This window comes from Bradyrhizobium sp. (genome assembly GCF_049512235.1).
Classification (GTDB): domain Bacteria; phylum Pseudomonadota; class Alphaproteobacteria; order Rhizobiales; family Xanthobacteraceae; genus Bradyrhizobium.
Map to the genome: position 1 here is coordinate 1 of NZ_JBEKXH010000161.1, position 12,978 is coordinate 12,978.

Genomic DNA, 12,978 nt, shown 5'->3' on the forward strand with positions numbered 1-12,978 from the left:
CGCTCGCTCGGCTTCCACGCTTTGTACAAATCCTCGGAAAACCAATACTGGTACACCTCGACCTGAGAATCGAAGCGCGCACCGGGGTAACGATTCCAGTACCAGGTTCCGCCGACGCCGGAACCCGCCTCGAAGGCGCGGACCTTCAGTCCCAGTTGCCGCATGCGGTGCAACTGGTACAGACCGGCGATGCCAGCCCCGATAACGACCGCGTCGAGGGTCGTCTTTTTTGTTCCGTTCGATTCCCCGGACTTGATTTCAGCCTGATCCATTTGCCTCTCCTGTTGTTTTCTGGCTATGCACCGTGCCACTCGACCTAATGGGCGGAGTTGCGTCTCGTTGGCGATCCAACGGATTGCTGGGGAGGTCTCTGGGCCCTGAAGGGTCTCGAGCCGCTCACGCATCGCCGGCGGAACGTGCCCGTAAACTAGTTGCCCCGAGGCATGGCGGGCTTGGACGAAGCCGACCTTTCTTTGGACGAAATGCGTGTGCGGCGCAGCAACGCCGCGGGCGAGCTGATACATTTGGCCAAATGCAAAAAGGCAACGTATTCTGCACTGACGATGCCACATCATCGGAACGGAGAGCCGGCGAACGGCCGCTAACCATGCGGAGGCTGCGCCATGGGCAAGTTAATTGCGGTCGAGGAACTTCCGCGATACGCGCCAGGTGAACTGAAGCTGGACAGTTCGGCGGTCGGCCGGCCTGATTTCCGCATGCGGGTATTTCGCTACGCGCCGTCCGACATTTGGGTCCCCCCGACGGAAGACTTCCTGGTCGTCGTCTACCGGCAAGGAACCACCGCGATGAACCGCCGCGTGACCGGCGCATGGAAGCAGGAGCGCGTCAGCCGCGGCATTACCACGCTGCTGACTCGCGCCGAGCCTTCGCATTGGCGATGGGCAAACGACATCGAGGTCAGCCACTTCTACATTTCACCGGCGTTCATGATGAAGACCGCGAGCGAGGCTTTCGATCGTGACGTCGGCGCCATTGAACTTCATGACCTGCTCGGAATCGATGACCCCGTCCTGAGCTGGATCAACGAACAAATGGCTAACGAAGTCGCCGCCGGCGGTCCCGGCGGAAGACTCTGCTACGACGCGCTGTCGCTCCAGGCCAGCGTCCACATCATGCGGAAATACGCCGCGGTGAAGTTCAAGATGCCTTCCGCGCAGGGACATTTCAGGCCGGCTCATGCCCGGCTGGTCGAGGATTATATCCAGCAGAATATTTCCCGAAACATCACGCTCGACGAACTAGCAGCCATCTGCAACTGCACGCCGATTCAATTCGCCCGCAAATTCCAAGCTCACTACGGGATACGCCCTCACGCCTTTGTTCAGAAACAGAAAATCGAACAGGCGTGCCGGCATCTGCGACGGGACAATCTGGCGCTCAAGGAGATCGCGCTCCTCAGCGGCTTTGCCGATCAGAGTCATCTGAACAGGCTCTTTCGCCGGTACCTCAATTGCACGCCGGCCGAATATCGCAAGGGTAGCTCGGGAACCTGAAGCCGTATTGCCCTCTAACCAGGTCTCGTATGAAAAGGGTTCAAGGTGCGAACACCGAGGGTCCTGAAGTCTCGCATATTGCGAGTGACGACGGTCAAGTTGTGAACTGCCGCGGTGGCAGCGATCATTGCATCTTCAATCAGATGGTCCGACCTGCGATGCATGAGGCGCGCCCAGGAACGGAACGTCCGCGCGTCCATGCTCAGTATGTTGTAGCTCTCAGCAACCTGCTCAAGCCAAGCCTCGATCTCGACCGCTTTGTCTCGATCCTGCTCACGCGTGATCTCAATGCCCGCCTGAAGCTCGCCGATCGTCACCGCGGAGAGATGCAAATTCTCGTCACTCACGGTTTTGAGCCAAGCGAGAACCGCGCCATGTGGGCGCGCTCGGCGCAGCTCCGACACAACATTGGTATCGAGGAGGTACATCAGTGTCAGACCAGACCGCGCGGCTGACGCCTAAGCCTTCCGCCTCGCTCGGGAACGCTCAGTTCTCCTCGTGCGTCGTTGGTTAGCAGCAACGCCTTCAGGGTGGGCTTGGCCGCGCGCTTGAGCCTTTGCCAATCCTTCACAGGCACCAGAACGGCTGCATCCGCGCCGCGCTTGGTAACGACCTGTGGCCCTTCCTTCAGGCAGGTTTCGAGCATCTCACTGAATCGGGCCTTCGCATCCTGAACTGGCCAGCTCTTCATGGGCACCTCCATCAGGCGGAGAATATCGTCTAGTCAGATAACTAGTCCGGATTCATAGGCGGTACAAGGGCATGGTCGTAGAGAATGCCTGTTAAAGCGCTTCTCGACGCATAAATTGGGATCTTCTTCGTGTTCGGCTTCGGCCTGGGGGGCCGTCCCCTGGGTAGAGGCGCGACCCGTCGGCCCAGCCCATTGGCGATCTCGTTGCGCTCAGGGGTGAAGGAGGAGGTTTGCGACGACGACGGCCGCCCCAACAACTCCCACTATCAAAGACCACCACTTTAGCGGAACGCTGCGCCAGATCGCCGACTTGCTGAAAATCACGCTCGACGATCTTGTCGTATAGCGTATATCTCGCATTTGCGAGGCAGCAAGGTGGGGCACCGGAAAATGCTGGTTGTGTCGAAATGGATGTGCCCAAGAATGGCCTGCGGCTTGAGCTTGCTTCTGGTGCTGATCGCGGCGCCGGTCCACGCCCGCAGCGTGACCGACTCGGCCGGTCGCGCCGTCGAAATCCCCGACAAGATATCTCGGGTATTCGCCGCGGGCCCCCCGGCGTCGACGCTCCTTTACGTGCTGGCGCCGCAGGACATGATCGGCTGGGTACGGGCACCCCGCGACACGGAGAAGCCATATCTGCTGCCGGCCGTGCGCGGACTGCCCGAACTGGGCCGCCTGACCGGCCGCGGCGACACGCTGAGCCTCGAACGGCTGATCGCTGAAAAGCCTGATCTCGTCGTCGATTTCGGCACCATCAACGACACCTACCGTTCGCTCGCGGAGCGGGTCCAGTCGCAGACCGGCATTCCCTATCTGTTGATCGACGGCCGGTTCGAGAACACGCCCGCCGCGTTGCGGCTGCTGGCCGACATTCTCGGCGTCAAGGATCGCGGCGAGGCCCTGGCCCGTGCGGCCGAGCAGATTTTCGCGCAAGTGGATGCGGTGCTCGCCGCAGTTCGCGCCGCAAACCGTCCGCGTGTCTACCTCGCCCGCGGACCGGAAGGCCTCGAGACCGGCTCGCGCGGCTCGATCAACACCGAGATCATCGAACGCGCCGGCGCCATCAACGTGGTCGAAGGCCTGCGCGAAAAGGGCGGCATCGTGACGGTATCGCCGGAGCAGCTGATCGCTTGGGCGCCAGCCACCATCATCACCCTCGATCGCAGCTTCCGCCGCGGCGTCGCCGAAAAGCCCGAATGGAAGCCAATTCAGGCCGTGACGACGAGTCACGTCTTTCTCGCTCCGGGTCTTCCCTTCGGCTTCATCGACTCGCCGCCATCGGTCAATCGCTTGATCGGCCTGACCTGGCTGTTGCATACGCTCTATCCCGACCAGGCGACGGGCCAGCTTCGCGAGCAGGTGCATTCCTTCTATCGGCTGTTCTATCAAGTCGATCTGGATGACACCGAGCTTGACCGCCTGCTCGACAGCGGAGGCTGAAGACAGGCTTTGAAGGTGGAATTGCGCACGGCAAGCATTCTCTTTTTGCTGGCAATCCTCGTACTGATGGTATCGGTGATCGCATCCGGCATCGGGCCGTATCGCATTCCACCGATCGCGGTTCTCAATGCGGTGCTGAATTGGCCCTTCGGCAATGGCCATCGCGACGCCATCGAGACGGTGCTCTACAATATCCGGCTTCCCCGCGTGCTGGCCGCGGGCCTCGTCGGGTCATCGCTTGCCGCCGCCGGAGCGGCCTATCAAAGCCTGTTCCGCAACCCGCTGGTTTCCCCCGATATCCTCGGTGTTTCGACCGGCGCCGGGCTCGGAGCCGTGATCGGAATCCTGCTGGGCCTCCCCGTTTTGGCGATCGAGGGCTTCGGTTTCGCGGGCGGCCTGATGACGGTGATGATCGTCACCGCGCTGGCGCGCGCGTTGCGCGGCAGCGGCGACGTGCTGGTCCTGGTGCTGGCCGGGATCGTTATCGGCGCGCTCGCGGGGGCTGCGATCTCGCTGGTCAAGGTGCTGGCGGATCCCTACGACCAGCTTCCGGCGATTACGTTCTGGCTGCTGGGCAGCCTTGCCGGCGTCAAAGCGGGCGACGTGTCGGCTACCTTGCCGATCGTACTGCTCGGTCTCATCCCGCTGATCCTGCTGCGCTGGCGGATCGGCGTGCTCTCGCTGGGCGACGACGAGGCACGCGCCCTCGGCGTCGACGCGGGAAAGCTGCGCCTGATCGTCATCGCCGCGGCCACCCTGATCACCGCAGGCGCCGTCGCGATATCCGGGGTGATCGGCTGGGTTGGGCTGATGGTACCGCACATGGCAAGGCTTCTCGTCGGTCCGCGGTTCGATCGGCTGCTGCCGGCGGCGATCCTGCTCGGCGCGGCCTTCATCATCAGCATCGACACCCTGGCGCGCTCGGCCGCACGTATCGAGATTCCGCTCGGCGTCCTGACGGCGGTGATTGGCGGGCCGGTTTTTGTCTGGCTGCTGGCGCGGAACCGGCGAAGGCAACTTCCATGACGCTGCTGGAAGCGCATGATCTGTCGATTGGATACGGACCGATACGGATCGCCGGCGGCATCGATCTCGCACTCGATTCCGGTACGGTCACCTGTCTGCTGGGACCCAATGGCGTCGGCAAGACGACGCTGTTCAAGACCTTGCTCGGGCTGCTTCCGGCCCTGTCCGGCACCATCAAGATCGGCGGCGAGGAACTCTTAAGCCTCGATCGGCAAGCCCTCGCGCGCCAGATTGCCTACGTGCCGCAGGCGCAGGTCACCGAATTCGCCTATACCGTGCTCGACCTGGTCGTGATGGGACGAACCGCTCATCTCGGCGCCTTCGGCGCGCCCGGGCCGGCCGACACCGAAGCCGCGATGGCGGCGCTCGAAGCGCTCGGCATCGCCATGCTCGCGGAACGCGATTCGACCAGGATATCCGGCGGCCAGCGGCAGCTCGCATTGATCGCGAGGGCCCTTGCGCAGCAGGCCCGCATCGTGGTGATGGACGAGCCGACCGCCAGCCTGGACCTCGGCAATCGCATCCGGGTCCTGGATACAATTCGCCGGCTGGCCGATGAGGGACTTGCCGTGGTCCTGTCAACCCACGAGCCCGAGCAGGCGTTCGTCGTGGCCGACAAGGTCGTGATCCTGGGCAAGGACCGCTTCGTGACGGGACCGGTCGACGCCGTGATGACGGCGGATGAATTGTCGCGGCTCTACGGAGTTGCTCTGACCGTGGAGCGGACGCCGTCGGGTCGACTGGTCGTCGGACCGTCCAAACCGGCCGGAGCTATTTCAGGGCCTCGCAGACCGTTTGACGTTCCAACCTGACGACAGGCTAGATCCCAAGCAGCCAAACCGCCACAATCGTCCCCAGCACGGCCAGCCCGGATATCGTCCAGCCTGCGACATAGGCCCTTTCATCCGTTTCAGGCCTGTCCACCAGGGTATCGTTCCAGTTGGTCATAACAGCCTCCCAGAGGTTGCCGCTCGTGGTTAAGTCTCGGCCAGCGGGCGAAGGTTCAAACCTGACAACCGCGGTGTCGGCCGCCGGTTCCATTGATGCGGCGCACAAAGCGATCAATCGCCTTTTGCTTGTAAACAACCCGCAATTGAACCGACACATCAGTCGACCGGCCAAAAAAGAGCCTGCCGGGATCACCAGCAGGCTCCTCTTCTTATTGCTGTGGCCGTGGTTGGCGGCGGCGTGTCAGGGAGCCGGGCGTTCGCAACCGTCAATAGAACTGGAAAAAGTCGAACAGGTCGCTGAGGGCCGGACTGTTCAGAGGGACATAGGGATTGCTGGGTTCGGCGACCGGGTTCGGGAAGTTGTCGCGGCTGCGGTGGGTGATCGGGGGCAGACCCCAGTTACGCTCGATGAACTTGATGATCGAGACGTGGTCCGCGTAGTCATGCGAGATATATCCGGGCTTTGCGAACGGCGACACCACGATGAGCGGGATGCGGGTGCCGTCGCCGAAGAAGTCGAGCGGCTGCACGTAACCCGAATCATAGTAGCCGCCGCCTTCGTCGAACGTGATGAAGATGGCGGTGTCATTGGCGTAACGCGAAGCCTGCACCTGATCGACGATCTTCTTGACGAAGCCTTCGAACAGATCGAGCTTGGAAGAGGCCGGGTGACCGTCGACGTACCCGCTCGGTTTCACGATCGAGACCGCGGGCAGCGCGTGATTGGCAATATCCGCGTAAAGGTTGACCGAATCCTGAATGTGCGCGGCGACCTGATCCGGATGCGACATGATGGACGTGTCGTACTGGAACGGGTTGCAGATGTTGCAGTATTCGTCGGCGGTCGGTCCGGGCGTGCCGTAATTGATCTGGTAGGGATCGGGGACGTAGTTGTTCCACTGGTCGCCATAGTACTTCCAGGAGATGTTCCTGGCGTTGAGGCTGTCGCCGATGCTCGGTGTCGATGACGGCTGAAAGGAGAACGGCGTATTGGCCGGATTGTGATCGATGTAGGCGATGATGCCGTTGCCGAACCAGCCCGGGTTATAATTGTTCAGCAGGTAGTAGTGGCCGGGTTCGCAGCGCGGGTCGATCGGGCGCGGCAGCGACGCCAGGTAATCCAGGATCGGCTTGACGCCGGGCTGGCTCGGGTCGGCGCAATTGCTGTAGGAGCCGCCTCCCGAAACCCGTTCGGCGGTATAGGGCGGCGGAAAGCCGGCGTTGTTGCTGTTGCCGTATCCATCCTCGGTATACCAGTTGTTGGTGCCCGGCGCCGGGTTCGGATTCTCCACCTCCGCGACCACGCCGGCATCGGGAGTCCCGGTGTAGACTTCCACATTGTTGGGCGGCACCTGCGGATTGCCGTGAGCGTCGCTGAACCAGATCGCATCGGCGTGACCGAACATGATGTGGTTGGCGCCGGTGCCGCCATCGACCGATTGATGGAAATTGTCGCTCAGCGCGTACTTGTCCACGAGGCTGGTGAAATAGGGCACGTCGCCTTTTTGCACGTTGTAGAAGCCCAGCGCCGTCGAGCCTTCCCCCGTCGTGGTCGCGGTCGGCGAATACTCGATACTGAAATTCGCGGGCTGGGCGGCGCCGTTGGTTCCAGCTCCCACGGTCACTTCGACCCAGGCGAAGAGGTCATGGTTGCAACCCGACGGATTGTCACGCCTCGCGGCCGAGGCGTTGCAATTCAGCTGCTGCCACATCTGGTAGAAACGGTGCACCGGGCTGGCCGCATAGGCGTCATAAGTGAACGTGCTGCCATTGGTCAGCTGAAATGGATGGGCCGGCAGACTATTGACGTTGCTGATGCGCAGGTCGGGCGTGTGCGACTCCTGGCCGGTGCCGCCGCTGAGCAGAAACTGATAGTAACTCGGCTCCAGACCGGATTCCGACTGCTCCGCCAGCGCCAAGCTCGCCGCGCACGAGGTGATCGGCGTCGAACTGCCGCATTCATTGGGAATGAAAGAGACCTTCGGTCCGCCGACCTGCGGCGCCGGAAGCTGGTCGTTGGGCAGAAGCTGCTTCGGCGGGCTGAGCAGGAAAGAATCCTTCGAACCGAGATCCTGCGCCGCCAGCTGGTGCGCCTTGTGGGCATTGGGTCCGGGCACCGCGTTCTTGCTGCTGTCCAGCGCGATGATGCCTTTGGAGAGCAGGTTGTCGACGCTCACCCCGGGCCGCTTGGGCACATAGGTGGCAAACACGTGGTCGAAGCTGCGGTTCTCGCCAATGATGACGATGACGTGCTTGATCGGCGTTTGCGGGCGAAAGTCGGCCCCGTTTGGGAAGCCATCGGCAAGGGCAGGCGCGAGCGCGTATTGCCCCAGAGCCAGGGCACCCAGTCCTATGCGGCAACTATGCATAAAACGAGACGTGCGCTTATTGTACGTCATGCAGCTCTCCTCTGTTGGGTTGGTTTGACGACGTGGTAGAACTTGCGGTCGCTCTCGGCTCGACCCGGATTCTTCCCATCATGCCGCCGTCCTCGTGTTCGAGGACATGGCAGTGATAGACGAAGGTGCCGACCAGGTTCGGGTCGCGAAAATCCATGCGCAGCCGCACGCTCGGATATTGCAGCATCCGGCGGTTGTAATAGGGGACGTTGACCGTATCGCGCAGGAACGGCTCGTTGACCGGCAGGCCGGACCAATCGAGCAACTGGAAATGCAGTTGGTGAATGTGGAAATCGTGCAATTCCATCGAGCGGTTCTCGATGATCCAATCCTCGACGTCGCCCTGCTTGACCACAATTTCGGGAGCGCTGGCGCGGGGATCGAACGGCGCCGGCTTTTGGCCATCCACCGTGATGTAAAAGGCGTCGGTGCTGGTGGGATCGTCCGGATTCTGCAGATGCTCGGAGAAGTAAAGTCTTCTGACGCGCACCGGAGCGACGTTCCCGACCCAGGGCAGAGCAGCCGCTGGCAGTGGTTTGGGGTTGGAGGGTAGCTTCGCGCGCGGTTCGGCTGCATCGGCCGCGGCGACAATGGACACGAGCGCTCTGTTCGGATCGTTTTCGCCGCCCGGTCCGGTATCGACCGTCCGCGTCACCAGCAGCGCCGGCACCCCCAGGGGAGGACCATCGACAACGAATTCCACCCTTGCGCCCGGCGGTACGCCAATGTGATCGACCCACTCGATCGGGGGAGCCGGGCTGCCGTTGAAATTGATCGGTACCCCGTCGACGGCAACAAGCCCGAGCCGTTGCGGGGCGCGCCGGAACAACACCGCCAGGTTCAAATAAGTGATCGCCGAGGCGTTGAGGACGCGCCACAGCTGACGCTCGCCCGGCCGCATCGTCAGGGACGCCGGCGGATAATCCGGGTAGGGCACGGGCACGAAGTTGACCGACAGGTCCTTCGCGGGCTTGCCAAAGCCGGTGCCGTTGTTGGCCGCATCGCCATCGCGATCGATCAACATTTTGGGGACCACGGGCTCGGACCTCGATGGCGGCGCATCGGGGTGCACCAGATCCTGATCGCGGATCACCAGCACGCGCTCCGGCAGTCCCGCCACCGCCGGATTAGCCCGTTCGAGACCTTCGATGATCAGCGCGCCGGAAGCCCCGCCGAGCACCTGCACCTTGCTGAATCCATGAATGTGGGGGTGGTACCAATAGAGGCCGGGAGGCTCGTCGGCGGGAACGCGAAAGCGGTATTCGAACGGCGGATCGCCGGGCTGAATCGAGGTCTTCAGCACGTCGTCCTGATGGCACAGCGGCGGCACCGTCAGGCCGTGAAAGTGCAGGTTGGCCGAGGTCGCCGTCATGGCGCCACTCGTGCACGGATCAGAGCTAACCCTCGACACGCACAGCGGCCATGCGGTCGGTGTCGATGGATCAGCCGCGTTAGCCGCGCCCGTCCGCGCCGAACCAAGGTCGGTCAGATCGTTCTTGACACGCAGGATCAAGAGATCGCCCGGCTTGAGCCGCAACGTCGGCGATGGCGTGCCATCGGGCGTGAGGTAACAGTAGCGAATAGAGCCGTCCGGCTGCTTTTGATTGCGGAAGGTCAGATCGACCTGCAGGACGCCGTCTTGGCTACGAAGATCCTGCGGTTCCGGCACCGCGCTCCCTGGCTCGGGACGATTGCAGGAATCCCGCTGCGGCAGCGGCAACTGAACCAGGCCATTTGCTCCGAGCAGAGTGCTTGCTCCAAGCCAAATCATGCCAAACGAAGCGACAACGAACAACGCGCCAGCCGACAGTCGTGGTATCAGGCGACTTTGTGCCAAGCGACTTTGGCCAATGCGGCGCAGCCAGCTGTCCGTGTACGCGCCAGCATCAGACATCAATCGACTCCAATCCCGCGCAGCCCGGCCGCCAAGAAAAATTTGTTGCTAGTACTACTGCGTCACAAGTTCATTCGTGTTCGTCGTGCGGTTGAGGCGTGACAGCACGGGCATCGAGGCAAGCGCCTGACGAGGGCGTCGATGATGCATCGACGTACGGTGGCGATCGAGTTTGGGACGTGGCGCTCAGGCCGCAAGGGAGGATCCTCGGGGTCGGTAACTGTCGGGTACGGCAAGTTGCGGGAGCCGCGCGGTGGGACGAGGTCCTGAGGGGGGAATCGTCTCCCTTTCGGAGACCAGGAATCCGTAGGCTGCGATGCACATCGTGGCGTGGTGATGGAAGCCACGCCACCCGCGTCCTTCATAGTGCCCGAGCCCGACCTCCTGCTTGAGCTCCTGATAATCGCGCTCGATGCGCCAGCGCAGCTTGGCGGCGTCGACCAGATCGCGGAATGTGATGCTGCTCGGCAAGGTCGAGAGGAAGTACTTGGTTGGCTCTTTCTCGCCCTCGGGCCACTCGATCAGCAGCCATTCTTTGGTCGGTTTGCCGGGCCGTTCTGAAGCAACGTGAACACGCACACGCGCAAACCGCGAGGACAGCCATTCATTGCTGCCCTCCCGCCATTGGATGATGTGCCAAGCTTTCCTCCGCAGTCCGAGGGCGAGGTCCTTGACCGAGATCGTATCGGGCGCGGCACGGTGCCCTTTCTTCGATGCCCGGCTTGGCCGCTTGCCCGGCTTCCACACCAGCGTCTGCGGCTGAATGCCGGCCACATAGCGCTTTCCAAGCTCCGTGATGCCCGCGCGCAGCTTGGAATCGTGGCCGTAGCCGGCGTCCACCAGCGCCATGTTGCCAGCAAGGCCGGCCTCACACGCCCAGCGAATCTGTTCGAGCGCAATTTGCGGCTTGGTCTTGAACGTGATCTCCTCGGGCACCCCCACCTTGGCGCGGCGATCGTCATCCTCGGCCCAGGCCTTCGGTAGATACAGCTGATACGCCACTGGCAGGCTCGCATGGCGATTGGCGAGCGACAGTGTCACCGCCACCTGGCAGTTCGCCTGCTTGCCAAGCTGCCCGCAGTACTGATGCGAAACCCCAACCGAGTGCTGCCCCTTTTTGGGAATGCCGGTGTCGTCGATGATCCAGGCCTCGATCGGTCCATTGCGCGTCATCTGCGGCAACACCATCTGGCGCACCTTGGTCAGCACATCATCGTCCAACCAAGCTCCTTGGCCGACAAAATGCAGCAACGACTGATGCTGGGCCGCGGTTCGCCCGGGGGCCGTGATCGCCGCCATCGGCTCCACGCTCTTGCGCTCGCCAGGCATCACCAGCCCTGTGCAATAGTCGCGAAACGGACCCGCCCGATCCGCATGGCCGATCACGCTCACAAGCTCCTCGACATAGCGGGTAAAGCGCGATGCAATATCTTTCGCTCCGGGCAGATCCATCCAAATCCCCTATGCTTCCGTGGGATTCGTCTGCATAATTGATTCGCAAACACTCGAAACTGCGGCTTTCTGACTCAGTAGTACTAGGTCACATCCCCGTTATGGTCCTCATATCACATGCATCATGGCAGATTTCTTACACGGGAATGACAAGCCTATGGCTACTTTAAATTGTTGAGAAAAAAGCAGATTTCCGCACGCGCAGCTGAGGCATCATGATGCGGAACGGCTGGCGCCGTCACGCGGCTGGCGACATGCCGGAGGCGGCAATCGCTGTAAGACCACCGCGCAGGCCACCGCTCACCGCGCTTAGCCGACCCCCAGCCCCGCCTGCTTCAGCCGCTCGGAAAACCAGCCGGACAATGGCCCGTCGATGACGCCGCCGACATAGACATCCGAGACCACGCTCTTTCTTCCCAGCACCAGGTAAACCCCGATCCCGTAGGCGAACCACAGATGGGGATCGGTCAAGGCGCCGAGCTTGTGGCGGTCGTGTTCGGGCGGCTGATGGTTGGCCGCCTTCCTGACCTCGATCGCGAGCAGATTGTCGGGAATTTCGCGCCGGTGCACGACGATATCGGGATAGACAGATTTTCCCAGGTGGTCGTCGGTAGAGACGATGCTGCCGTGCGGAAGCCGCAGCGTCCGTTCACCCAGCCGGTCGTAGTCGCAATCGACGTCCCATCCCGGATATTGCTTTTCCAGATGCACCGCCAGCCGGTGCGTCAAGGCGCGCTCGCCGAGATCCCTTGCAAACAGGAAGGCCTCGCGCGCGTAGAGTTCCGAAAGCGCGGTGACGAGCTTGGCCAACTCGGTCTGCATCGCAGCCTGCATGCTGCCCCCGCCAAAAACGCCTCGTCATTGCGATGAGCGAACGCGACGAACCAATCTAATACGGCGTTTCCGAAGTTCTGATCATATCGACGCTTGCGATGCTGCGCTCCCTCTCCCGCCCTTCGCGGGGGAGGGTTGGGGTGGGGGAAGCTCCGGGCGAAAATTTATCGATCGGGTATCGCGGCCACACGTAACCAACACCGCCGATGCCGCGCCCCCACCCCACCCTCCCCCGCGAAGAGCGGGAGAGGGAGTGAGAGGCCAATGCCCGGCCTGAAATGACAGGTTTCATAGAATCGCTCGTCTAGTGCTCGTCCAGTGCGTAGGGGCGGCAAAGGCGCCGTTCGCGCCGTGCCCCGCCACTTGCGACACGAAAAGATGGCGGGCACACCATCGGCCCGCGCGTTGGCGCGGCCCGTTGGCTCTTGCCCACCCTACGACCACGCGCCGCCTGCTCCTCACATCCGCACTTCGATCAGCCGCGGCCCCTGTTCGGGAATGGCTTCCGCCAGTGCCGCGACAAACTCGTCCGCGGTCGTGACCGCGCGTCCCGCGACACCCATGCCCCTGGCGAGTGCGACAAAGTCCAGCGCCGGGCGGTCGATTTTCAGCATGTCGAGGGCGCGCTGTCCTGGCTCGCCGGCGCCGACGCTATCGAATTCGCCGCGCAGGATCTGGTAGATGCGGTTGGCGAACACGATCGTGGTGACGTTGAGGCCTTCGCGCGCCTGGGTCCACAGCGACTGCAGCGTGTACATCGCGCTGCCGTCGCCGACCA

The 12,978-nt window shown here is 62.4% G+C and carries 13 protein-coding genes; 4 read left to right on the forward strand and 9 right to left on the reverse strand.

What is annotated here, in order from left to right; genetic code table 11:
* Positions 1-272, reverse strand: a 272-nt coding sequence (locus ABSG20_RS16450; protein ID WP_423865568.1) for an NAD(P)-binding protein, incomplete at its 3' end; no start/stop codon positions are given.
* Positions 273-623: 351 nt separating this feature from the next.
* Between ABSG20_RS16450 and ABSG20_RS16455 the strand changes: the two genes are divergently transcribed.
* Positions 624-1,514 (forward strand): helix-turn-helix domain-containing protein, encoded by an 891-nt coding sequence (locus tag ABSG20_RS16455; protein ID WP_423865569.1) that lies wholly within the window; start codon positions 624-626, stop codon positions 1,512-1,514.
* Positions 1,515-1,528: 14 nt separating this feature from the next.
* Here ABSG20_RS16455 and ABSG20_RS16460 read toward each other — a convergent pair whose 3' ends face one another.
* Positions 1,529-1,942, reverse strand: coding sequence for a type II toxin-antitoxin system VapC family toxin (locus ABSG20_RS16460; RefSeq protein ID WP_423865570.1), 414 nt, complete (start codon positions 1,940-1,942; stop codon positions 1,529-1,531).
* 5 nt (positions 1,943-1,947) lie between these two features.
* Positions 1,948-2,205 carry a type II toxin-antitoxin system Phd/YefM family antitoxin gene (locus ABSG20_RS16465; RefSeq protein WP_423865571.1) on the reverse strand — a complete coding sequence of 86 codons (258 nt, stop codon included), beginning with the start codon at positions 2,203-2,205 and terminating at the stop codon, positions 1,948-1,950.
* 390 nt (positions 2,206-2,595) lie between these two features.
* Between ABSG20_RS16465 and ABSG20_RS16470 the strand changes: the two genes are divergently transcribed.
* Genes ABSG20_RS16470 through ABSG20_RS16480 form a run of 3 tightly spaced genes read left to right on the forward strand, consistent with a single transcriptional unit; the run spans position 2,596 to position 5,483 of the window.
* Complete coding sequence (locus tag ABSG20_RS16470; protein ID WP_423865572.1) at positions 2,596-3,645, forward strand: iron ABC transporter substrate-binding protein; 1,050 nt, start codon at positions 2,596-2,598, stop codon at positions 3,643-3,645.
* Positions 3,646-3,666: 21 nt separating this feature from the next.
* A complete protein-coding gene (locus ABSG20_RS16475; protein ID WP_423865579.1) occupies positions 3,667-4,671 on the forward strand; it encodes a FecCD family ABC transporter permease in 1,005 nt (334 codons plus the stop codon).
* On the forward strand, positions 4,668-5,483 hold the full coding sequence (locus tag ABSG20_RS16480; protein ID WP_423865573.1) for an ABC transporter ATP-binding protein: 816 nt from the start codon (positions 4,668-4,670) through the stop codon (positions 5,481-5,483). The genes ABSG20_RS16475 and ABSG20_RS16480 overlap by 4 nt, the downstream gene beginning before the upstream one ends.
* A 7-nt stretch (positions 5,484-5,490) precedes the next feature.
* Here the strand turns inward: ABSG20_RS16480 and ABSG20_RS16485 are convergent, their stop codons facing one another.
* The 6 genes from ABSG20_RS16485 to ABSG20_RS16510 all read right to left on the reverse strand — a co-directional run.
* A complete protein-coding gene (locus ABSG20_RS16485; RefSeq protein WP_423865574.1) occupies positions 5,491-5,619 on the reverse strand; it encodes a hypothetical protein in 129 nt (42 codons plus the stop codon).
* Positions 5,620-5,887: 268 nt separating this feature from the next.
* Positions 5,888-8,020, reverse strand: a complete 2,133-nt coding sequence (locus tag ABSG20_RS16490; protein ID WP_423865575.1) for an alkaline phosphatase family protein — start codon at positions 8,018-8,020, stop codon at positions 5,888-5,890.
* The gene (locus ABSG20_RS16495) at positions 8,007-9,689 is read right to left on the reverse strand and encodes a multicopper oxidase family protein (protein WP_423865576.1); all 1,683 of its coding nucleotides are present in this window, start codon (positions 9,687-9,689) and stop codon (positions 8,007-8,009) included. The genes ABSG20_RS16490 and ABSG20_RS16495 overlap by 14 nt, the downstream gene beginning before the upstream one ends.
* Positions 9,690-10,100: 411 nt before the next feature.
* Entirely contained in the window at positions 10,101-11,366 is a 1,266-nt protein-coding gene (locus ABSG20_RS16500) for an IS701 family transposase (RefSeq protein WP_423865577.1), read from the reverse strand.
* Positions 11,367-11,675: 309 nt separating this feature from the next.
* Positions 11,676-12,188, reverse strand: a complete 513-nt coding sequence (locus tag ABSG20_RS16505; protein WP_423865580.1) for a hypothetical protein — start codon at positions 12,186-12,188, stop codon at positions 11,676-11,678.
* A gap of 470 nt (positions 12,189-12,658) precedes the next feature.
* Positions 12,659-12,978 (reverse strand): thiamine pyrophosphate-dependent enzyme (locus tag ABSG20_RS16510; RefSeq protein ID WP_423865578.1); only part of this gene is annotated, 320 nt, incomplete at its 5' end.

What these genes read in the sequence shown, in the direction of transcription:
- ABSG20_RS16455 (WP_423865569.1), top strand. Translation starts at nt 624, where the DNA reads ATGGGCAAGTTAATTGCGGTCGAGGAACTTCCGCGATACGCGCCAGGT.
- ABSG20_RS16465 (WP_423865571.1), bottom strand. Translation starts at nt 2,205, where the DNA reads ATGAAGAGCTGGCCAGTTCAGGATGCGAAGGCCCGATTCAGTGAGATG.
- ABSG20_RS16505 (WP_423865580.1), bottom strand. Translation starts at nt 12,188, where the DNA reads ATGCAGACCGAGTTGGCCAAGCTCGTCACCGCGCTTTCGGAACTCTAC.
- ABSG20_RS16480 (WP_423865573.1), top strand. Translation starts at nt 4,668, where the DNA reads ATGACGCTGCTGGAAGCGCATGATCTGTCGATTGGATACGGACCGATA.
- ABSG20_RS16460 (WP_423865570.1), bottom strand. Translation starts at nt 1,942, where the DNA reads ATGTACCTCCTCGATACCAATGTTGTGTCGGAGCTGCGCCGAGCGCGC.
- ABSG20_RS16490 (WP_423865575.1), bottom strand. Translation starts at nt 8,020, where the DNA reads ATGACGTACAATAAGCGCACGTCTCGTTTTATGCATAGTTGCCGCATA.
- ABSG20_RS16485 (WP_423865574.1), bottom strand. Translation starts at nt 5,619, where the DNA reads ATGACCAACTGGAACGATACCCTGGTGGACAGGCCTGAAACGGATGAA.
- ABSG20_RS16500 (WP_423865577.1), bottom strand. Translation starts at nt 11,366, where the DNA reads ATGGATCTGCCCGGAGCGAAAGATATTGCATCGCGCTTTACCCGCTAT.
- ABSG20_RS16470 (WP_423865572.1), top strand. Translation starts at nt 2,596, where the DNA reads ATGCTGGTTGTGTCGAAATGGATGTGCCCAAGAATGGCCTGCGGCTTG.